Source organism: Actinoplanes sp. NPDC051861 (assembly GCF_040681145.1).
Classification (GTDB): domain Bacteria; phylum Actinomycetota; class Actinomycetes; order Mycobacteriales; family Micromonosporaceae; genus Actinoplanes.
The window spans coordinates 604757-624823 of record NZ_JBFAYE010000003.1 but is presented as its reverse complement, the minus strand read 5'-3'; the positions used below and the strand labels follow the sequence as shown (position 1 = coordinate 624823).

General features: G+C 70.4%; 22 protein-coding genes. 4 read left to right on the top strand and 18 right to left on the bottom strand.

Features of this window, described 5'->3' with window-relative positions:
• Positions 1-36: 36 nt before the first annotated feature.
• Genes AB0M02_RS13705 through AB0M02_RS13695 form a run of 3 tightly spaced genes read right to left on the bottom strand, consistent with a single transcriptional unit; the run spans position 37 to position 2246 of the window.
• Positions 37-285 carry a hypothetical protein gene (locus tag AB0M02_RS13705; protein WP_364225782.1) on the bottom strand — a complete coding sequence of 83 codons (249 nt, stop codon included), beginning with the start codon at positions 283-285 and terminating at the stop codon, positions 37-39.
• 9 nt (positions 286-294) lie between these two features.
• Complete coding sequence (locus AB0M02_RS13700) at positions 295-1254, bottom strand: YafY family protein (protein WP_364225779.1); 960 nt, start codon at positions 1252-1254, stop codon at positions 295-297.
• On the bottom strand, positions 1251-2246 hold the full coding sequence (locus AB0M02_RS13695; protein ID WP_364225776.1) for a WYL domain-containing protein: 996 nt from the start codon (positions 2244-2246) through the stop codon (positions 1251-1253). Before AB0M02_RS13695 ends, AB0M02_RS13700 begins: the two co-directional genes overlap by 4 nt.
• A 69-nt stretch (positions 2247-2315) precedes the next feature.
• On the opposite strand from AB0M02_RS13695, the gene AB0M02_RS13690 reads away from it, so the two are divergent.
• Positions 2316-3410 (top strand): DUF3866 family protein, encoded by a 1095-nt coding sequence (locus tag AB0M02_RS13690; RefSeq protein ID WP_364225774.1) that lies wholly within the window; start codon positions 2316-2318, stop codon positions 3408-3410.
• Here the strand turns inward: AB0M02_RS13690 and AB0M02_RS13685 are convergent.
• The 10 genes from AB0M02_RS13685 to arc form a co-directional block, all read right to left on the bottom strand.
• Positions 3391-4023 (bottom strand): class I SAM-dependent methyltransferase, encoded by a 633-nt coding sequence (locus AB0M02_RS13685; RefSeq protein WP_364225771.1) that lies wholly within the window; start codon positions 4021-4023, stop codon positions 3391-3393. The genes AB0M02_RS13690 and AB0M02_RS13685 overlap by 20 nt on opposite strands.
• Positions 4024-4034: 11 nt before the next feature.
• On the bottom strand, positions 4035-4241 hold the full coding sequence (locus tag AB0M02_RS13680) for a hypothetical protein (protein ID WP_364225768.1): 207 nt from the start codon (positions 4239-4241) through the stop codon (positions 4035-4037).
• Positions 4242-4263: 22 nt separating this feature from the next.
• A complete protein-coding gene (gene pafA / locus AB0M02_RS13675; RefSeq protein WP_364225766.1) occupies positions 4264-5622 on the bottom strand; it encodes a Pup--protein ligase in 1359 nt (452 codons plus the stop codon).
• A 347-nt stretch (positions 5623-5969) separates the two neighbouring features.
• Positions 5970-6788, bottom strand: a complete 819-nt coding sequence (prcA, locus tag AB0M02_RS13670) for a proteasome subunit alpha (RefSeq protein ID WP_364225764.1) — start codon at positions 6786-6788, stop codon at positions 5970-5972.
• A 39-nt stretch (positions 6789-6827) separates the two neighbouring features.
• On the bottom strand, positions 6828-7667 hold the full coding sequence (gene prcB / locus AB0M02_RS13665; protein WP_364225761.1) for a proteasome subunit beta: 840 nt from the start codon (positions 7665-7667) through the stop codon (positions 6828-6830).
• Entirely contained in the window at positions 7586-8269 is a 684-nt protein-coding gene (locus AB0M02_RS13660; RefSeq protein WP_364225758.1) for an endonuclease VII domain-containing protein, read from the bottom strand. Before AB0M02_RS13660 ends, prcB begins: the two co-directional genes overlap by 82 nt.
• 6 nt (positions 8270-8275) lie before the next feature.
• Positions 8276-8491 (bottom strand): ubiquitin-like protein Pup, encoded by a 216-nt coding sequence (locus AB0M02_RS13655; protein ID WP_364225755.1) that lies wholly within the window; start codon positions 8489-8491, stop codon positions 8276-8278.
• A gap of 101 nt (positions 8492-8592) precedes the next feature.
• A complete protein-coding gene (gene dop, locus AB0M02_RS13650) occupies positions 8593-10110 on the bottom strand; it encodes a depupylase/deamidase Dop (protein WP_364225753.1) in 1518 nt (505 codons plus the stop codon).
• A gap of 47 nt (positions 10111-10157) precedes the next feature.
• Positions 10158-11384: an acyltransferase gene (locus AB0M02_RS13645; RefSeq protein ID WP_364225751.1), complete on the bottom strand. Its 1227-nt coding sequence runs from the start codon at positions 11382-11384 to the stop codon at positions 10158-10160.
• A gap of 57 nt (positions 11385-11441) precedes the next feature.
• Positions 11442-13223 carry a proteasome ATPase gene (arc, locus tag AB0M02_RS13640; RefSeq protein WP_364225748.1) on the bottom strand — a complete coding sequence of 594 codons (1782 nt, stop codon included), beginning with the start codon at positions 13221-13223 and terminating at the stop codon, positions 11442-11444.
• A gap of 174 nt (positions 13224-13397) precedes the next feature.
• Between arc and AB0M02_RS13635 the strand changes: the two genes are divergently transcribed.
• The gene (locus tag AB0M02_RS13635) at positions 13398-13691 is read left to right on the top strand and encodes a ferredoxin (protein WP_364225746.1); all 294 of its coding nucleotides are present in this window, start codon (positions 13398-13400) and stop codon (positions 13689-13691) included.
• A gap of 22 nt (positions 13692-13713) precedes the next feature.
• Here the strand turns inward: AB0M02_RS13635 and AB0M02_RS13630 are convergent, their stop codons facing one another.
• The 3 genes from AB0M02_RS13630 to AB0M02_RS13620 form a co-directional block, all read right to left on the bottom strand.
• Positions 13714-14304, bottom strand: a complete 591-nt coding sequence (locus AB0M02_RS13630; RefSeq protein ID WP_364225743.1) for a hypothetical protein — start codon at positions 14302-14304, stop codon at positions 13714-13716.
• 62 nt (positions 14305-14366) lie between these two features.
• Positions 14367-15305: a tRNA (adenine-N1)-methyltransferase gene (locus tag AB0M02_RS13625; RefSeq protein WP_364225740.1), complete on the bottom strand. Its 939-nt coding sequence runs from the start codon at positions 15303-15305 to the stop codon at positions 14367-14369.
• 10 nt (positions 15306-15315) lie between these two features.
• The gene (locus AB0M02_RS13620) at positions 15316-16389 is read right to left on the bottom strand and encodes a site-2 protease family protein (protein ID WP_364226079.1); all 1074 of its coding nucleotides are present in this window, start codon (positions 16387-16389) and stop codon (positions 15316-15318) included.
• Positions 16390-16572: 183 nt separating this feature from the next.
• On the opposite strand from AB0M02_RS13620, the gene AB0M02_RS13615 reads away from it, so the two are divergent.
• Both AB0M02_RS13615 and AB0M02_RS13610 read left to right on the top strand, forming a co-directional pair.
• Complete coding sequence (locus AB0M02_RS13615) at positions 16573-17703, top strand: PD-(D/E)XK nuclease family protein (RefSeq protein ID WP_364225738.1); 1131 nt, start codon at positions 16573-16575, stop codon at positions 17701-17703.
• A gap of 101 nt (positions 17704-17804) precedes the next feature.
• Entirely contained in the window at positions 17805-18491 is a 687-nt protein-coding gene (locus tag AB0M02_RS13610) for a response regulator transcription factor (RefSeq protein ID WP_364225735.1), read from the top strand.
• On the opposite strand, the gene AB0M02_RS13605 is transcribed toward AB0M02_RS13610, so the two are convergent.
• A complete protein-coding gene (locus tag AB0M02_RS13605) occupies positions 18475-19131 on the bottom strand; it encodes an HAD family phosphatase (protein ID WP_364226076.1) in 657 nt (218 codons plus the stop codon). The genes AB0M02_RS13610 and AB0M02_RS13605 overlap by 17 nt on opposite strands.
• Before the next feature lie 84 nt (positions 19132-19215).
• Positions 19216-19896: a neutral zinc metallopeptidase gene (locus AB0M02_RS13600; RefSeq protein ID WP_364225733.1), complete on the bottom strand. Its 681-nt coding sequence runs from the start codon at positions 19894-19896 to the stop codon at positions 19216-19218.
• Between the last annotated feature and the right edge of the window lie 171 nt (positions 19897-20067).

The following is a 20067-nucleotide window of genomic DNA, read 5'->3' as shown; positions in this document are numbered from 1 at the left end:
CTTGCAAAGTCCGGGCGAACACGCGCGAGACGGGACTCAACGACCCAGCCCGGCCTGGATCCGCGCCACCTTACCCTGAGTGATCTCGGCGCGCTCCTGGAGGCTCTGCACGGTCTGCTGAAGTCGCTCCGCGCCCGCCTGCACCCGCAGCGCCTGTTCCTGGCGCTGCTGCAGCCGCATCGCCGCGCGCCGCAGCTCGGACAGCCGTCCCAGCAGCCGGACGGCCGCCGAGACCAGGACGATCAGCGCGATCGCCGCGACGGCGATCCAGACCCATGTGACCACCCGGCCACCCTACCCGCCGGACGGCACGCCGTACTGATCCAGCGCCGTGGCGGCCTGCGCCCGGATCCGCTCGACCAGCTCGGGCGGACCCAGCACGGTGACCTCCGGGCCCACACCGGCGAGGAACCGCTGCGCCCAGCCGAGGTCGGTGACCCGCATGGTCACCAGCCACTCGGGCGCGTCGCGGCGCACCTCCTCGACCGGGTAGTACTCGGTGATCCACCGGCCGCCCCGGGCCACCCGCAGCGTCACCAGCGGCAGCTCCGGGCCCGGCCGGAACACGCCGTCGCTGACGTCGTGCGGTACCGCGCCGACCGGCGGCCGGGACGGCTCCGGCAGCTCGGTGAACGCGTCGATCCGGTCCACCCGGAACAGCCGGGTCCCCTCCGCCCGGCGGCACCAGGCCTCCAGGTATCCCAGGCCGCCGACGGTGAGCATCCGCATCGGGTCCACGACCCGCTCGGTGGTCTCGTCGCGCGCGGCCGTGTAGTACGTCATCCGCAGCGCGTGCCCCGAGTCCACCGCCGCCCGGACCGCGGCCAGCTTCTCCTGGTTCGCCGGCAGCCGCACCTCGACCGGCGCGTCGGCCAGGTCGCCGGCGGCACTCTCGATCTTCGCGAGGGCGCGCTCGATCGCGTCACGGGTGCCGATGCCCGGCGTCTCGGCGAGCATCCGCAGCGCCACCACCAGGGCGAGCGCCTCGTCCGGGTTCAGGCGCAGCGGCTTGTCGATCCCGGCGTCGTGGCTGATCGTCACCCGGTCGCCGTCGAACGCCATGTCGATCAGGTCGCCCGGACCGTACCCCGGCAGCCCGCACACCCAGAGCAGCTCCAGGTCCTCCCGCAGCTGCTTGCCAGTGATGCCCAGGTCCGCCGCCGCCTCGGCGACCTCGATGCCCGGTCGCGCCAGCAGGTAGGGCACCAGGTTGAGTAGCCGCCCGAGCCGGTCGGCGGAGGTCCGGGCGGTCACGGCGTCACCGCCGGCAGCACCCGCTCGTAGCGCACCGCGAGCTCCTTGAGCTGCTGGATCACCGCGTCGCGCAGCTCCGGCGGCCCCTCGGCGCGGACGTCCGGCCCGTACCCCGCGATGCGCGAGGCGAGCCACTCGGCGTCCCCGTACGGAATGGTGAGCCGGTCCCCCTCGGGCAGGCTGACCGACTCGGTGGCCATCCGCCGCAGGCCCGCCGCGCGCCCCGCCCGCACCGTGACGACGGCCCGGCCGTTGCGCGCGATCGGCCCGGTGGAGCGGGCCACGTGGCTGATCAGGTCGGCGTCGCCCGGCGGGGTGAACGCGTCGCCGCGCCCGATCATCCGCACGTCGCCCTGGATCCGGGAGAGCCGGAAGCAGCGGGTGGCGTCCCGGTCCCGGTCGTGGCCGACCACGTACCACCGGCCGCGCCAGCAGACCACGCCCCACGGCTCCAGGCGGCGGGTGCTGGGCTCGTCACCCTCGGGGCGGCGGTATTTGAACGTGACCGCGCGGCGCTCGCGGGCCGCCGCGGTGAGCGGGCCGAACGCCGGGTCGACCGTCACCACCGGCTCGACGCCGAGTGTGGCCTGCGGATCGACCTCGACACCGGCGGCGCGCAGCTTGGCGAGCCCGGAGGACGCCGCCGCGGCCAGCCCGGCGTGCTGCCACAGCCGGGCGGCGATGCCGACGGCCGCGGCCTCGTCCGGTTCGAGGATGATGTCGGGCAGCGCGTACTCCCGCTGGGCGATGCGGTAACCCGGCTCCTGGTCGAAGATGCTGGCGGTGCCGGTCTCCAGGGGAACGCCCAGCTCACGCAGCTCGGCCTTGTCACGCTCGAACTTGCGCTGGAACGCCTCGTGGTCGCGTGGGTCGGAGGGGTCGTGCTCGTATCCGGGCACGGTCGCGGCGATCTGGGCGGCAGTCAGGAACCGCCGCGTGGACAGGAGGCAGATCACCAGGTTAACCAGGCGCTCCGTACGAGTGCGCGACACGGCCGCAACGCTAGCAGCCCACTGGGGTACACGGTTATCCATGCCGCCCCTGGGGGGTAGGGTCCCGGCATGGTGCGATGGCGGTCCGGGACAGTCCTGTCGGTGCGCAGGATCTGGCACGGCGCGATCGAACTCGACGTCGACATCGCCGACGGCCCGCTGCGGGCGCTCGCCTACCCCGCGCTGGTCGGCACCCCGGAGCCCGGCGACCGCGTCCTGCTCAACGTCGGCGCGCTGGTCATGGGCCTGGGCACCGGCGGCTACGCCCTGGTCGTGGCGCTGCCCGACCGGCTGCCGGCCGACCCGGACAGTGACGGCGCCACCCGCGACCACGGCCACCTGGTCAAGGCCCGCTACACCCCGCTGCAGCCGATCCTGCTCGGCGTCGACGAGGAGTCCTCCCCGCACCGCGAGGTGATGGCCGCGGCCACCGGCATCGGCGGCATGCCGGTCGTCACCGCCGATCTGCACTCCGCGCTCCCGGCGATCCTGGCCGGCGTCCACGCCGACCGCCCGGACGCCCGGGTGGCGTACCTGATGACCGACGGCGGCGCGCTGCCCGCCTGGTTCTCCCGCACCCTCGACGGCCTGCGCGGTCACCTGGCCGGCACGGTCACCACCGGTCAGGCGTTCGGCGGCGACCTCGAGGCGAGCACCGTGCACACCGGCCTGCTGGCCGCCAGGCACGTGCTGAACGCGGACGTCACGATCGTCGCCCAGGGCCCGGGCAACCTCGGCACCGGCACGACGTGGGGGTTCTCCGGGGTGGCGCTCGGCGAGGCGGTCAACGCGGTCGCCGCGCTCGGCGGGCGGGCGGTCGGCTCACTGCGGATCTCCGACGGCGACGGCCGGGACCGGCACCGCGGCGTGTCGCATCACAGCCTCACCGCGTACGGAAAAGTCGCCCTGACCAGCGCGGACCTGCCGGTGCCCGACGGCCTGGAGCCGCAGCTGGCCGCGGCGGTGCAGCAGGCTCTCGCGCCGCTCGCCGCTCGCCACCGCCTGGTCCGCGTCGCCACGGACGGCCTGGACGCCGCGCTGCGCGCCTGCCCCGTCCCGCTCTCCACGATGGGCCGCAAGCTGGACCAGGACCACGGATACTTCCTGGCGGCCGCGGCAGCGGGCCGCCACGCGGCGGATCTCCTCAGCCGCGCTTGCGGATGAGGGTGACCCCGTCGCGCACCGGCAGCATCACCGACTCCACCCGGTCGTCGGTGACGATCCGGTCGTTGAGCCCCGCCACCACCCGGTCCGCCGCGTCCCGCGGAGCCAGCACCCGGCCGCCACGCAGCACGTTGTCGAACACCATCAGCCCGCCGGGCCGCAGCCGCGGCACCAGCTCGTCGTAGTAGTCCGGATAGCCCGTCTTGTCGGCGTCCACGAACGCGAAGTCGATCGCCGGGCTGCCGTCCAGGGCGCGCACCGTCTCGATGGCCGGCGCCAGCCGCAGCTCGATCCGGTCGCCGAGGCCTGCGCGGGCCCAGTAGGAGCGGGCGATCCCGGTCCACTCGCCGGAGACGTCGCAGCAGAGCAGCCGGCCGCCGTCACGCAGCCCGCGCGCGATACAGATCGACGAGTAACCGGTGAAGGTGCCGACCTCCACGGCGGAACTCACGCCGGTCAGCCGCACCAGCATCGTGAGCAGCTCACCCTCGTCGTGCGAGATCTGCATCTCGGCGTCGCCCGGATACTTCGCCCGGGTCTCCTCCGCCAGGTCGCGAAGGACCTCGTCAGCAGGCGTGCAATGCGCCAGCAAATATCCGTCTAAATCCGACATGCAGTCCTTTCTCAGGACGTGATGATCAGGTAGAGCCATCCGATCAGCAGCAACGCGAGCACCGTCGCGAGGAGCCACGTCGGCACCAGATGTTTGCCGTGCCTGGCCTGCTGCACCTGCCGATAGACCTTCTCGCGGCGGCGCTCGACGCGGCGCCAGCGCACCTCGGAGTCGGTGCGCTCAGTGGGTTCCGGTTCGGGCCGGCCGGGGGATGTCATAACCCGGCCAGCCTAACCCCGGTCACATGCTGGCGATCAGCCGCTCCACCCGCTCGTCGTACGCCCGGAACGGGTCCTTGCACAGCACCGTCCGCTGCGCCTGGTCGTTGAGCTTGAGATGCACCCAGTCCACGGTGAAGTCGCGCCGCTTCTCCTGCGCGTGCTTGATGAACTCGCCGCGCAGCCGCGCCCGCGTGGTCTGCGGCGGCGTCTCCTTGGCCTCGAAGATCTGCAGGTCGTTGGAGATCCGGTCGACCTGCTTGCGCTTCTCCATCAGCGCGTACAGCCCGCGTCCCCGGCGTACGTCGTGATAGGCCAGGTCCAGCTGCGCGATCCGCGGGTGCGACATCGGGATCTCGTGCTTGGCCTGGTAGCGCTCGATCAGCTTGTACTTCGACACCCAGTCGATCTCGCGGGACACCGGGTCGAGGTCGCCGCTCTCGATCGCGTTGAGCACCCGTCCCCACAGCTCCACGACCCGCTTCGCCACCGGGTCGCCACCGCGCCGCTCGACGAACTCGGTCGCCTTTGCGAGATATTCCTGCTGGATCTCCAGCGCGGAGACCTCCTTGTTGTTCGCCAGGCGGATCTTGCGGCGGCCGGTGACGTCGTGGCTGACCTCGCGGATGGCCCGGATCGGGTTCTCCAGGGTCAGGTCGCGCATCACCACACCCGCCTCGATCATCCGCAGGACGATGTCGGCGCTGCCCACCTTGAGCAGGGTGGTGACCTCGTTCATGTTCGAGTCGCCCACGATCACGTGGAGCCGCCGGTACCGCTCGGCGTCCGCGTGCGGCTCGTCGCGGGTGTTGATGATGGGCCGGGACCGGGTGGTCGCGCTGGAGACGCCCTCCCAGATGTGCTCGGCCCGCTGCGACAGGCAGAACACCGCACCGCGCGGCGTCTGCAGGACCTTCCCGGCGCCGCAGATGAGCTGGCGGGTGACCAGGAACGGGATCAGCACGTCGGCCAGGCGGCCGAACTCCCCGTGCCGGCTGACCAGGTAGTTCTCGTGACAACCATACGAGTTGCCGGCCGAGTCGGTGTTGTTCTTGAACAGGTAGATCTCCCCCGCGATGCCCTCGTCGTGCAGACGCTTCTCCGCGTCGACGAGCAGGCCCTCCAGGATCCGCTCACCGGCCCGGTCGTGCGCGACCAGATCGGTGACGGAATCACATTCGGGGGTTGCGTACTCCGGGTGGGAACCGACGTCGAGGTAAAGACGGGCGCCGTTGCGGAGGAACACGTTGCTGCTGCGCCCCCACGACACCACGCGGCGGAACAGGTAGCGGGCCACCTCGTCCGGCGACAGCCGCCGCTGCCCCCGATAGGTGCACGTGACTCCGTACTCGGTCTCGAGGCCGAAAATTCGCCGTTCCATGACGAAACACTAGCGGTAAGGACCGGTTCAGCGGCAGTCACCACTCGCGCTTTCCGGATTACTCGCGGTGGGCGGCCCCACCTCCCGGCCTTCGCGCCACGCACTCTGCCGGGGACACTCACGGCCGCGTCGGCGCAGGCTTCCACCGCAGAGGTACGCGCAATCGCGCTCTGCCTCCGCCAGACCCGCGACCGGATTGCCCACCCCAGGCCACAACGCGACCCGCCGGGCACGCCGCAGCCCGCGGCCGCCCTGCCCACTCCCGGGCCGCGGCGCGACCGCCGGCGCGTCGCGTGGCCCGGCTGTCTGCAGCGGGGCGCGGCCGAGGCCGCGCCCCGATCAGATCACTACTTCTTCTCGTCGCTCCCGGAGCCCTCGGTGTCCTCCGAGGCCGCCGAGATCGTCGGCTTGGCCTCGGCCGGGGACGGCGGCGCGGCGTCCACGTCGCCGAGCTCCGACTCCGGCACCGACTCGTGCCCGAGCAGGCTGGTCAGCGCCGCACCCGCGATGCGCCGGAACGCCCGCCCAGGCCGGCGCCGGTCCAGGACCGCCACCTCCAGCTGCTTGGCGTCCAGGGTGCGGGTCTGCCCGTTCTCCCCGCCGACGCTGCCCAGCGCCTCACGGGCCAGGGCCAGCGCCGTCGTCAGGTCGGCCGCCTCGTCGTGCCGCTCGCGCAGCACGTTGGCGATCGCCTCGGACTGGCCGCCCATCGCCATGAAGCCCGGCTCGTCCATGACCGAACCGTCATAGGTGATCCGGTAGAGCTCGTCGGCCTCCGCCGAGGCGCCGACCTGCGCGACGCAGATCTCCACCTCGTACGGCTTCTGGGTCTCGGAGAAGATCGCACCGAGGGTCTGCGTGTAGGTGTTGGCGAGGGCCCGCGCGGTGACGTCGCGCCGGTCGTAGCTGAGACCGACCATGTCGGCCATCCGCACACCGCCGCGCCGCAGCGCCTCGAACTCGTTGTAGCGTCCCACCGCCGCGAACGCGATCTTGTCGTAGATCTCGCTGATCTTGCGAAGGGTGGTGATGTTCTCGGCGACCAGCAGGATGCCGCCCTCGTAGGTGAGCACCACGGCCGACCGGCCGCGGGCGATGCCCTTGCGGGCGTACTCCGAGCGGTCCCGCTGGACCTGCTCGGGCGATGCGTAGAACTGCATGGCCACGGGTGGCTACTCCCTATCTCGTGAGAAGAATCGCGCGGATCAACCGCCCGGGTTCTCCATGCGTCCCTGGACGACCTGCTCGGCCACCGTGGTGATCTCATCGTCGCTGAGCCGCTGCGTGCCCGCCGCCGTCGCCGTCATCACGACCGGGTAAATCTTGCGGGTCACGTCCGGCCCACCGGTCGCCGTGTCGTCGTCGGCCGCGTCGTAGAGCGCCTCCACCGCGAGGCGGATCGCGTCCTCGGTGCTCACACCCGCCCGGTAGCGCTTCTTCAGCGCCGCCTTCGCGAACAGCGAGCCCGAGCCGATCGCCTCGTAGCCGGTCTCCTCGTACAGCCCGCCGGCCACGTCGAAGCTGAAGATCCGGCCGGCCTTCGCCGGGTCAGCGGGCGACAGGTCGTACCCCGCGAAGAGCGGGACCACCGCGAGACCCTGCATCGCGGCACCCAGATTGCCGCGCACCATGGCCGCGAGGCGGTTCGCCTTACCGTCGAGGGAGAGCATCGCCCCCTCGATCTTCTCGTAGTGCTCCAGCTCCACCTGGAACAGCCGGATCAGCTCGATGCCGATACCGGCGGTGCCGGCGATGCCGATCAGCGAATACGCGTCGGCGGGGTGCACCTTCTTGATGTCCCGGCTGGCGATCAGGTTGCCCATGGTCGCGCGCCGGTCACCGGCCATCACCACACCGTCGGCCGTCGCGATCGCGACGATCGTGGTGCCGTGCGGCGCGACATCAGCCGAGAGCCCCGGCGGAAGCGGCCGGCGGCCCGGCAACAACTCCGGCGCCGCCTGACTCAGGAACTGCGTGAAGGAAGACGTCCCCGTGCTGGTGAAGAAATCCGGTAGACGCCCGGATGGATCAAAGCCCGTCGCCACGTGGTTCCTTTCAGGTACGTGATCGCATCGGCGAGGAGTCCCGGGTCGTCCCTGAACTGCCCGAGTCCGCCGTTGCAGTTGAAGCACAATATCCCGCGCACCCACCCGGTGCGATGATCGTGATCTACGTGTTGCGGGTCGTCCGCGCCACAAATCGCACAGACACCCCCTTGCTCCGCAAGCAGCTCATCGAAGTCAACCTGCCCGATGCCGTAGCGACGGCGCAGGTGGTACTCCCGCGAACCGCCCCGCTTCTCGACACTGGCCTTCCCCCGGGCGTTGTGGCACGGCTTGCAGTAGCCGCCATAGCCGGCCCTGCCCGCTCTGCTCCGCGGAAACTCGCTCAGCGGCTTGACGGCGTCGCAGTCCGGGCAATGCCGGTGGCCGTCAGGAATCGCGATGGCTTCGCGGACCTGACGGCCATACTTTTCCTGCACCCGCTTCGCGTAGCTCTTCTTCGACCGCTCGTTGAAGCAGTTCTTGCAGTAGCTACCCCTGCCGTGCTTGCGTTTCGGACTTACGTGGAAATCCTCAAGAGGCTTGATCTCTCCGCAGTCGCGACACATCCGAACGCCGTCCACCCGTTCCGGCAAATCGGACAATTAGGGTCACTCCCCCCCTTTTTGGACGTATCCACGCACAAATTCTTCTGCGTTTTCCTCGAGAACCGAGTCGATTTCGTCGAGGAGGTCGTCGACGTCCTCGGTGATCTCCGCGTGCCGCTCGGCGACCTCGGGACTGGCCTCGACGGTGACGTCCTCGATCTCCTGGTCGCTGCGGCCCTTCCCGCTCTGCGACTGACCACCTGTGTCTCGGGTTGCCATGGATGTCCCCCTTCTCAGCCACCCGAAGTCCTGCAACATCGGGTTGGGAAAAACCTACCTCGCGCCTGTGACAAAACACCCCGCCGGTCGGTGGTGTTTTCTCACCGGCTCGTAATGACCTCCAGCAGGTCCTTCGCACTCTCACAGGTGTCGAAGAGGGCACCGACGTGCTTCTTCGTCCCGCGCTCGGGTTCCATCATCGGCACCCGGACGAGCGACTCCCGCCCGACGTCGAAGATCACCGAGTCCCAGCTGGCGGCGACCACCTCGGACGCGTACTGGGCCAGGCAGCGGCCCCGGAAGTACGCCCGGGTGTCCTCCGGCGGCTCGTACATCGCGCGCTCGGTCTGCTCGTCGTCGAGCAGCGTCTTCATCGACCCGCGGGCGACCAGCCTGTGGTAAAGCCCCTTCTCCGGACGGACGTCGGAGTACTGCAGATCGACCAGCTGGAGTTTCGGCGACGACCAGCCGAGGTTCTCCCGCTCCCGGTAGCCCTCCAGCAGGCGCAGCTTGGCGACCCAGTCGAGGGTGTCGGAGAGCAGCATCGGGTCACGCCCGAGCTTGTCGAGCGCGTCCTCCCAGCGGTCGAGCACGTCGGCGGTCTGCTCGTCGACGTCGGTGCCGTAGCGGTCGTCGACGAACTGGCGGGCCCGCTCGTAATACGCCCACTGCAGGTCGAGGGCGGTGAGCCGGCGTCCGTCGCGCAGCCGCATCAGGTGGGTGAGGGTGGGGTCGTGGCTGACCGCCTTGAGCTCGGAGACCGGGTCGGCGATGCCCAGCTCGCCGGTGAACACCTTCTCCTCGATCATGTTGAGGACCAGGGCGGTGGTGACCATCTTCAGGTAGCTGGCGATCTCCGACAGGTTGGCGTCGCCGATGATCACGTGGAGACGGCGGTACTTGTCGGCGTCGGCGTGCGGCTCGTCGCGGGTGTTGATGATCGGCCGCTTGAGGGTGGTCTCCAGCCCGACCTCGACCTCGAAGAAGTCGGCGCGCGACGAGATCTGGAAGCCCGCGCCGGTGCCGTCCTGGCCGATCCCGACCCGGCCGACGCCGGTGTAGATCTGCCGCGTGACGAAGAACGGCGTCAGGTGGGCGACGATGTCGGCGAACGCGGTCTGGCGGCGCATCAGGTAGTTCTCGTGCGACCCGTACGACGCACCCTTGTTGTCGGTGTTGTTCTTGTACAGCTGGATCCGGTGGGCGCCGGGGATGGTGGCGGCGCGCCGGGAGGCCTCGGCCATGACCCGCTCGCCGGCCTTGTCCCACTTGACGACGTCGAGCGGGTTGGTGCACTCGGGGGTGCTGTATTCCGGGTGGGCGTGGTCGACGTAGAGGCGGGCACCGTTGGTCAGTATCACGTTGGCCAGGCCGAGGTCCTCGTCGGCGAGCGCCTCGGCCGGGTCGTACGCCGCACCCGAGTAGGTGAAGCCGCGGGCGTCGCGCAGCGGCGACTCCTCCTCGTAGTCCCAGCGGGCGCGTCCGCCGCGGGTGAGCTCGGGGCGGGCGCCGTAGGCGTTGACCACCTGGGACGAGGTGACCATCGGGTTGGCTCCGGGCTGCCCGGGCACCGAAATCCCGTACTCGACCTCGGTACCCATAATCCGTCGAACGCTCATGCGACCACCCTGTCCGCCACGAAGCCAAGCCTGCTCATGCATCGAGCCTAGACGCTCTCACGTTGCTTTCCGAAGCTGCCCGTGCGCGGCGTGCCACCTTGCGTGGCGATCTCGGCCACTCCGAAGCGCTCCCCGATCCGCCGCCCGATGGCCTGTCCGGGCCGTTCCACCCAGCGGTGGGCCAGCCAGGCGACCGAAAGCGTTCCTGCCGCGAACGCCAGCACGGTGATCACCGGGTCGCCGGTGAGCCGGACGACGGCGCCGAGCACGAGCAGGTGCAGCAGGTAGAGCGAGTAGCTCACGGTGCCGAGCCAGGTCAGCACGCCGGGCACGCGCCGCCTCCGCAGCGCCCAGGCCAGCGCGAAGGTGCCGGCCACGGCGGCGGTCAGAAGGGTCCATCGCAGCAGGCCGGTGCCGCTCGCCTGCCACTGGTGCACCGCGAGGCCGGTCGCAACCAGCAGCAGGGTCACGGTCGCCGCGCGCCGCCCGATCTGCCCGTGCTGGGCGCGACAGATCACGGTTCCGGCGAACATCACCGCGAGGATCAGCAGGGCCTGGGCGGAGGATGCGCTGGTCACCCAGCTCGTGGCGTGACCATTGGCCAGGGCGAGGACGAGAACACCCAAACCGAAAAGAGCATTTTTACCGTACGCGACAAAGCACACCGAAATCAGCAAGCTCACCACGACCGCCGACCACAGACGGTCCGCTTCCGTGGCACCGAGCAGGTCGGGCGGCAGCCGGCTGCCCCCCAGCACCGCCACCAGGGTCAGCCCGGCCGCCCACCAGGCACTCGCCCGGTGCCACCCGACGGCGAACAGGGCCGCCACCAGCAGGTAGAAGAGCATCTCGAAGGAGAGCGTCCAGAACGGCCGTACGATCCCCCGTACCCCTAAAAGGTCTTGCATCATCGTCGCGTGACCGAGAACGGTCGTGGCGGTCTCAGCGGCCCACTGCGGCGGCAGACGATAGAGCCCGGCCGCCGCGAGCGCGACCGCGATGCCGATGGTGAACAGATAGGCCGGATAGATCCGGAAGATCCGGCCGATCCAGAACCGGCGCAGCGATCCGTGGCGTTCCAGGGACATCGGGATGACGTATCCGCTGACGAGGAAGAAGAGCAGCACGCCGTACTTGCCGAGGTCGAACTGGCGGTAGACGGCGAGGTGCCGTTCGCTGCCCAGCACGACCGGGCTGAGGTGGAAGAGGGCGACGACGGCCGCCGCGTAACCGCGGAGCGCGTCGAGCCAGGCCAGGCGGGGTGCGGTGGTCACACAGGAGGAAACGACAACGCGGGCGGAGGGAAACCCTCCGCCCGCGCCGCGAGTGCCCTACAGGTACTGACCGGTGTTGGTGGCGGTCTCGATGGACCGGCCGGCCTCGGCGCCCTTGCCGCCGGAGACGAGCGTGCGGATGTAGACGATCCGCTCGCCCTTCTTGCCGGAGATGCGGGCCCAGTCGTCGGGGTTGGTGGTGTTCGGCAGGTCCTCGTTCTCCCGGAACTCGTCGACGCAGCTGTCGAGCAGGTGCTGCAGCCGGAGGCCCTTCTTGCCGGAGGTGAGGAACTCCTTGATCGCCATCTTCTTGCCGCGGTCGACGATGTTCTGGATCATCGCGCCGGAGTTGAAGTCCTTGAAGTACAGAACCTCCTTGTCACCGTTGGCGTAGGTGACCTCCAGGAAGCGGTTCTCCTCCGTCTCCGTGTACATCCGCAGGACGACCGCCTCGATCATGGCGGCCACCGTGGCGTCCCGGTTGCCACCGTGCTCGTTCAGGTCGTCCGAGCTCAGCGGCAGGTCCGCCAGGATGTACTTGGCGAAGATGTCCTTCGCCGCCTCCGCGTCCGGGCGCTCGATCTTGATCTTCACGTCGAGACGGCCGGGCCGCAGGATCGCCGGGTCGATCATGTCTTCCCGGTTGGAGGCGCCGATGACGATCACGTTCTCCAGGCCCTCGACGCCGTCGATCTCGCTGAGGAGCTGGGGAACGATGGTGTTCTCCACGTCGCTGGAGACACCGGAGCCACGGGTCCGGAAGATCGAGTCCATCTCGTCGAAGAACACGATCACCGGCGTACCCTCGCCGGCCTTCTCCCGAGCCCGCTGGAAGACCAGGCGGATGTGCCGCTCGGTCTCACCCACGTACTTGTTCAGCAGCTCCGGGCCCTTGATGTTGAGGAAGTAGCTGGTGTGCTTCTCCTCGCCGCGCCGCTCGGCGATCTTCTTCGCGAGCGAGTTGGCCACCGCCTTGGCGATGAGGGTCTTGCCGCAACCGGGCGGGCCGTAGAGCAGGATGCCCTTCGGCGGGCGCAGCTGGTGCTCCCGGAACAGGTCGGCGTGCAGGAAGGGCAGCTCCACCGCGTCGCGGATCTGCTCGATCTGCGAGTGCAGGCCACCGATGTCGGTGTAGTCGACGTCGGGGACCTCCTCCAGGACGAGCTCCTCGACCTCGCTCTTCGGGATCCGCTCATACGCATACGCAGAGCGGGGCTCGATCATGAGCGAGTCACCGGCGCGGAGCTTGACGATCTCCAGAGAGTCGGCGAGGAACACGATGCGCTCCTCGTCGGCGTGCGAGACCACCAGAGCCCGGTCGGCCGGACCACCACTGGGGTTGTCCAGGACCTCCTTGAGCAGGACCACCTCACCGGTGCGCTCGTAGCCGAAGGCGTCGACCACGTTGAGCGCGTCGTTGAGCAGGACCTCCTGCCCGCGCTTGAGCTCGTCGACGGCGAGCGACGGCGAGACCGCCACCCGGAGCTTGCGCCCGCCGGTGAACACGTCCACCGTGCCGTCCTCGTGTGCTGCCAGGAAAACGCCGTAGCCGCTGGGCGGCTGGGCGAGCCGGTCAATCTCTTCCTTGAGAGTGACGATCTGGGCTCGGGCTTCCTTGAGGGTCGCCACGAGCCGCTCATTGTTCTCGGTCACTCGGGCCAGCTGCGCCTGCGTTGCCGCGAGCCGTTCCTCGAGCTGCCGGACGTGTCGGGGGCTCTCAGTCAACTTCCGCCGAACCAGAGCGAGTTCCTCTTGCAGGAACGCGACCTGGCTGGAGAGATCGTTGGCTTCCTTCTCCCATCGTGCGGCGCGGGAGTCCGCTTCGTCGCTACGTGCCACGTCCCACCTCCCCGGGGGGCTCGAACGTCTTGGGATAACACTAGCTGTTGCGAAGCGGTTTTCGACCCTTGCAACACCCTCGTCACCGAGTCTTGATCGATTGATCAACCCGCAGTTGAGGGGTGGATCAGACCTTCGGGTACGGTCGGACGGGGCCATCTGTGGGAGGCAATAGTGTCGACGGACACAACAGGAGAGCTGCAGGTCTGGATCGATCAGGACTTGTGCACCGGCGACGGCCTCTGCGCCCAGTACGCCCCGGATGTCTTCGAACTGGACATCGACGGCCTGGCGTACGTGAAGGACAATTCGGGCGAACTGCTCCAGACACCCGGTGTCCGCACCGGCGTGCCCCTTCACCTGCGCCTGGAGGTCATCGACTCCGCCAAGGAGTGCCCCGGCGACTGCATTCACGTGATCCGGGCCACCGACGGCGTGTCGGTCGCCGGCCCCGACGCGATCGAGTGAATGAACTGGAGTGATTGAGCTCTTACAGCGTCGGGCGGCCCACGAGGGACGCCACGACGCGGGAGAACTCCTCCAGCCGCGCGATCTGACCCGGCCCGCCGTCGTCGAGGGTCTTGCCGAACCGCAGCGCGTCGTGGCGCAGCGGGGCACGCCCCTCCTCCTCACCGACACCGGGCGGCGGCACGGCGTCGTCGACCGAACTCAACAGCAGGTAGACGTCGATGCTGTCGACACGAGCCTGCCCGTTCGGCGTCCGGGTCAGGCGCCGCCGGCAGCCCACCTCGGTGACCGTGGACAGCGGCACCACCCGCAGGGATGAGGTCATCGCCCCCACCGGGCCGTCGCCGGGCGCCACGTCCTCGCCGTGCCAGAGCACCAGGCGGCTGCCGTCGCAGACCACGACCTCCTGCCACACACCGTTCACCTCGTTGACGAAGCGCTCCAGCGTGAAACAGAGAACGGAAGCGCCGCGCAGCACGCCGAACAGGGCCTCCAGGGCCACGTCCGGGTCGCGCAGGTAGGCCCTGGCAGCCGAGTCCAGGTCCGGGTAGGGCGACCAGTCGGGGAACACCGCCGGCATCTCGTTGCTGCCGCCGAACGGCGGAGAACTCATCGCGCCCACCCCAACCCTCCCAATCAGCCCTACCGGAACCTACCGGACTTCAACGGCGACGGTCACTCCCCGGCGGTGTCCTCGCGCTGAGCGTGGAGCGCGGCCTGCGTCGCCTTGCGCGCCGCGTACGCCTCCGCGCCCTTGCTCGGTTTGCGCCGCCTCGGCGGTGCGGTGACCCCGGGCGCGAGCTTGCGCGAAGAGACCAGGAAAGCGGTGTGCGCGATCATCCGGTGATCCGGCCGGACCGCCAGCCCGTCCGCGTGCCAGTCACGCACCAGCGACTCCCACGCACGCGGCTCCGTCCAGCCGCCCCGCTCGCGCAGCGCCTCCACCAGCTCGGACAGCTGCGGCGTGGTCGCCACGTAGCCGATGAACACCCCACCCGGCACCAGCGCCCGCTCGACCATGTCGAGGGCCTCCCACGGCGTCAGCATGTCCAGGACGATCCGGTCGAACCCGGTGATCTCGTTGCCCGCGACGTCGCCGTTGTGCAGGTGCCAGGCCGGGTGCGGGCCGCCGAAGAACGCCTCCACGTTCCTGCGGGCGATCGCCGCGAAGTCGTCGCGCAGCTCGTAGCTGTGCACCTCACCGGTGTGGCCCACGGCCCGCAGCAGCGAGCAGGTCAGCGCGCCCGACCCGGCGCCGGCCTCGAGGACCTTGGCGCCCGGGAAGACGTCACCCATCGCGACGATCTGCGCCGCGTCCTTCGGGTAGATGACCTGGGCGCCACGCGGCATCGACAGCACGTAGTCGGAGAGCAGGGGGCGCAGGGCGAGGTACGCCGTACCGCTGGACGCGGTGATGACGCTCCCGTCCGGCAGCCCGATCAGCGCGTCGTGCTCCAGAGCGCCGCGGTGGGTGTGGAACGCCTTGCCGGGTTCCAGCACGATCGTGTGCATCCGCCCTTTCGGGTCGGTGAGCTGGACACGGTCGCCGGCCCGGAACGGCCCGCGGTGTGCGGGCAGTGGCTGTTCGACGGCGGGTACTGGAGTTGTGGTCACTGCTCTTCTCTCAGGTGTCTCTTCTCGGGTTCGGTGCGGCACGCCGTGGTTCCAGCACGGCGGCCACGTCGGCGACCCGCAGGACGCCCACGACATCCTCGCCTGCGGTCACCAGGTAGTGCGCACCCGGGTGGGCCTGCAACGCCCGGACCACCTGCTCGCCGGTCAGGCCCAGCGGCAGGGTGGTCAGCGCGTCCCTCGAGCGGGCCACGCTCTCCACGCTCACCCAGGGCCGCCGGTCGACCGGCACCCGCTCGGCGGCGACCGGGTCGACCAGTGCGGTGAGGCTACCCGCCGAGTCGGCGACGGCGAGCACCACGTCCGGCCTCGGGTCCTCGGCACGGCGCCGCTGGGCCTCACCGAGCGGTGTGCCGGCCGGCACCGCGAGGACCGGCCGGGCCAGCCGGCCGAGGTCGATCAGCGGGAACCGGCGCGTCATCCGGCCGAGCCGGATCGACTGGCCGGCACCCTGCCAGAGGGTGAGCACCACGAGCAGCACGAAGACCAGGCCGAACACGGTCAGCATCCCGATCTGGTGGAGGAAGACGACGGTCGCGGCGGTCACCAGGGCCAGGATCCGCCCGGCCCAGCCGGCCACCTCGGTCGCCCGGTTCCGATCCTTGATCAGCGCCCAGACCGCGGCGCGCAGCGCACGGCCGCCGTCGAGCGGCAGCCCGGGCAGCACGTTGAAGACCGCCACCAGGACGTTGCTCACCGCCAGCTGGAACGCGATCTGGCCGGGCACGGTGTCCTCCGCCAGCAACAGCGCGGCACCCGTGGCGACTCCGCCGAGCACCAGCGACACCGCCGGTCCGGCCAGCGAGACCAGCGCGTCGATGCGCGGCGTGGGCGCGTCCCGGTCCATCTCGGTCCAGCCGCTGAGCAGCTCCAGAGTGATCCGCCGCACGCCGATGCCGAAACGGCGCGCGGTCAGTGCGTGGCCCAGCTCGTGCAGCAGCACCGAGCCGAGAAGACAGACCACAAAACCAAGACCGACAAGGTACGCCCACGGGTCGCCAAGCTTCAGTTCCGTCCTCGCATAGTTGCCGTAGACGACGGTGACCAGCACCGCGAGCAGCAGCATCGACGCGTTCGCATGGACCGGAATGCCGAGCACGTGCCCGACCGGCCGCCCCGCACCGGGCCGTGCGGGCGGACCGGGATCCCGCGATGCTCGGCTCTCCTCCACGCGGTCGATGCTACGGACACCCGCGCCACGGGACCCACCCCGGCGTTTTCGTCGTTCCCCTGGCCTAGCCTTTCTGTCATGACGGCCCCCATTCCTGTGACCGCGCAGCCGGCCCCCGGCGCCGCACCCCCGGCCCCGGCCTCCTCGGATCAGGCATCCTCGGACGCGGTGCCCGCGGCTCGGGGCCGCCGCCCGGAGGCGCCGCCCGGGCCGTCGCTGTCGCCGTCACGCGCCGCCGACTTCAAGACCTGCCCGCTGCTGTTCCGGTTCCGCACCATCGACAGGCTGCCCGAGACCCCCTCCGCCGACCAGGTCCGCGGCACCCTGGTCCACGCCGTCCTGGAGCGCCTGTTCGACCTGCCGCCCGCCGAGCGCACCCCCGACGCAGCCGCCGCCCTGGTCGCCCCCGAGTGGCAGCGCCTCCTCGACCAGGAGCCGGCCCTCGCAGCCCTCTTCACCGACCCGGCCCCGCCCGCTGACAACGGCACAGTCGCCACCGCCGGCGACGGGGGTGCCGCGTCCGGTGTGCCGCTGATGCGTGACCCGGCCGCCGTCGAGGCGGAGTCCGACGCGACCGGGCAGCAGCTTCTGATCGACGTGCCCGGTGGTGCCGACGCCGCCCGCGTCGCCGCTTTCCTGGCGGGGGCGACCAGTCTGCTGAGCGGATACTTCGCGGTCGAGGACCCGCAGCGCCTCCAGCCGGCCGAGCGGGAGACGCTGATCTCCACGTTGATCGGCGAGGATCTGCTGCTGCGCGGCTACATCGACCGGCTCGACGTGTCCCCGGCCGGCGACATGCGGGTGGTCGACTACAAGACCGGCGGCGCACCCCGCGAGGCGTTCGAGGGGCGGGCGCTGTTCCAGCTGAAGTTCTACGCGCTCGTCCTCTGGCGCACCCGCGGTGTCGTCCCGCGCGTGCTGCGCCTGCTCTACCTGCGCGACGCCGAGGTCTGCGACTACAGCCCCGAGGCCGCCGAGCTCGAACGCTTCGAACGCACCCTGATCGCCCTCTCCGACGCCATCGAACGCGCCAAGCGCGACCGCGACTTCCGCCCCAAACCGAGCCGCCTCTGCGGCTGGTGCAGCCACCAGGCCCGGTGCCCCGAGTTCGGCGGCACACCCCCGCCCTTCCCGGAGAAACCCACCGCCACCCTCGACCTGACCGCCGACACCGAACCCGACCGCCTCACCACCGTCCCCCGCGCCTGACGCCGGCCGGCCGACCATCGGTGACCTGAGGGCGGCCGGCCGACCATCGGTGATCCGACCGCGGTCACCGTCCGCGCCGGGTGGCATCGGACAATGTCGGGATGAGACCGCTGCGTGTCCTGATCGCGGATCCGGCGCCGCTGCAACGCTCCGGGCTGCGCGCGATGCTGGCGCCGCCGGCCGGAAACGGTCAGGACGGGGCGGAGATCGTGCTGGCCGGGGAGGCCGGCGACGGCGTGGAGGCGGTCGAGTTGGCCCGGCGGCTGCAGCCGGACGTGCTGATCACCGAGTTGACGTTGCCGCGGCTCGACGGGCGCGGGGTGGTTCAGGCGATCACCGAGGCGCGGCTGCCGGTGCGCGTGCTGATCCTGACCACCCGGGACAGTGACGAGGAGATCCTGGCCGCGGTCGCCGCCGGTGCCACCGGTTACCTGTGCAAGGACGCGCCCCGCGAGGAACTCGTCGCCGCCGTCCGCGCCGTCGCCACCGGCGGGGCCGTGATCGCCCCGCTGCTGCTGGCGCGGGTTCTGCACCGGGTCGCCGAGGTGCTGCCCGGTGCCACCGGCGACGGCGGAGCCCGCCTCGACGCGCTGACCGGCCGGGAACGTGAGGTTCTGGTACACGTCGCCCGCGGCCGCACCAACGCCGAGATCGCCGGCCTGCTCCAGGTGAGCGAGACCACGGTGAAGACCCACGTCGGTCACATGCTCACGAAGCTGCGGCTGCGGGACCGTACTCAGGCGGTCGTCCTCGCGTACGAGACGGGGCTGGTCAAACCCGGGACGTGAGCAGCTCGGCCAGGAAGGCGACGTCCACCCCGACCAGCGACGACCGCAGGTGCACCCCGTCGGTCGGCGGCAGCTCCAGCTCCGCCGGCACCGCCAGGACCGCCGCACCCGCCGCGAGCGCGCTGGCCGTCCCGCTCGGCGAGTCCTCGACCGCGACGCAGCGGGAGATCGGCACACCCAGCAGCGACGCCGCCGTCAGATAGGGTTCCGGGTCCGGTTTCGGCTTCGCGACCTCGTCACCGCAGACCACGACGTCGAAGTTCTCCGCGCCGATCGTCTGGAGGGCCACCTCCGCGAGGCGCCGCCCGGTCGAGGTCACGAGCGCCGTCGGTATCCCCGCCGAGCGGACCGCGAGCAGGAGTTCCGCCGCGCCCGGGCGCCACACGAGACCTTCGGCGAACAGTGTGAGGACCCGGTCGACCAGCCACGTCACGTCCGGTTCCTCGGGGCGGTCCGCCGGCAGGCCCAGGTCAGCGCGGAAGATCTCCATGCTGACGGGCATGCTCGTGCCGACCATCGCGAGGCGGGCCCGCTCGGAGAGGACACCGCCGGCGTGCACCGCCAGCTCGGTCAGTGCCGCGCCCCACACCCGTTCGCTGTCGACCAGCGTGCCGTCCATGTCGAAGAGTACGGCGTCCAGAACAGCCCCCCAGGTCGATCCGCCGGAGCCAATTCTGCGTCGTCACCCCGCCCGCAGCCGATCGAATGTGACCGACACTGCATTTCAGAGCCCGCACTCCTCGAGGGAGTTCTCGTACCCCTTGGCGAAGAAGTCCATCCGCTGCTCCGCCGTACCGTGCGCGCCCTCCGCGAACCACGGCTGGCCCGGATCGTCACCGACCGCCGCCAGGCCGTCCGCGAGTTCCCGGGTGTCGTCGTCCTGCATCCGCAGCCGGTCCTCGCGCACCTTGTCGCCGATGAAAGCGCCCGCCATGCAGTCGGCCTGGAGCTCCTGCTCGATGGTGAACTGCTTGCGGATGCCGAGTCGCGCCTGGATCCCGTGCGCGTACTCGTGTCCGAGCAGGTAGAACACGAACGCGTCACCGATCTGCTGGAACGCCGCGTACGCCCAGTTCACGTCGTACGCGATGAAGTCACCGGCCGAGCAGTACACGGCATTGTTCCGTGGCAGCGGCTCACCCGCGCAATCAACTTCGCCGCTTCTCTCGTACGCAATCAGGTCGTTGATCGGCTGAAAGCCGGAGCCGAGTCGCTCAGCCCAGTATTCCTCCGCGATGGTTCGTGACGCCTCGATGTCGCCGGCGAACTCCTCCGGCGTGTCGCTGCCGTCCTGCGGGTCGACGGCGCTGGTGGTGGGCGCGGGCGCGGGCCCGGTGTCCTCGGCGGGAGCCAGACAGCCGGTGAGAAGGGTGAGAGGCAAGAGAGCGAGCAGAAGTCGGCGCATGCGCTCCTCCTGGACGGGTCGTTCCACGGTAGACCCTCTTACCCGGAATCCGGGGTGTCCCTGAGCCGGGCTGGGTGGTCACCCCCAGCGAAATCTCCGCACCCGGTCACCCTCGGGGCTGACGCCCGCGCCCCCGCGCGCCGCAACACTGATCTGGCCGGCCGGGGACAG

Coding starts and splice junctions, on each gene's coding strand:
- AB0M02_RS13610 (WP_364225735.1), top strand. CDS start 17,805: ATGAGACCGCTGCGTGTCCTGATCGCGGATCCGGCGCCGCTGCAACGC.
- dop (WP_364225753.1), bottom strand. CDS start 10,110: ATGAGCGTTCGACGGATTATGGGTACCGAGGTCGAGTACGGGATTTCG.
- AB0M02_RS13680 (WP_364225768.1), bottom strand. CDS start 4,241: ATGACATCCCCCGGCCGGCCCGAACCGGAACCCACTGAGCGCACCGAC.
- AB0M02_RS13685 (WP_364225771.1), bottom strand. CDS start 4,023: ATGTCGGATTTAGACGGATATTTGCTGGCGCATTGCACGCCTGCTGAC.
- pafA (WP_364225766.1), bottom strand. CDS start 5,622: ATGGAACGGCGAATTTTCGGCCTCGAGACCGAGTACGGAGTCACGTGC.
- AB0M02_RS13620 (WP_364226079.1), bottom strand. CDS start 16,389: ATGCTGCTGCTCGCGGTGCTGGTCACCGTCGTCTACGGCAACTATGCG.
- AB0M02_RS13690 (WP_364225774.1), top strand. CDS start 2,316: ATGGTGCGATGGCGGTCCGGGACAGTCCTGTCGGTGCGCAGGATCTGG.
- AB0M02_RS13615 (WP_364225738.1), top strand. CDS start 16,573: ATGACGGCCCCCATTCCTGTGACCGCGCAGCCGGCCCCCGGCGCCGCA.
- AB0M02_RS13630 (WP_364225743.1), bottom strand. CDS start 14,304: ATGAGTTCTCCGCCGTTCGGCGGCAGCAACGAGATGCCGGCGGTGTTC.
- AB0M02_RS13655 (WP_364225755.1), bottom strand. CDS start 8,491: ATGGCAACCCGAGACACAGGTGGTCAGTCGCAGAGCGGGAAGGGCCGC.
- AB0M02_RS13600 (WP_364225733.1), bottom strand. CDS start 19,896: ATGCGCCGACTTCTGCTCGCTCTCTTGCCTCTCACCCTTCTCACCGGC.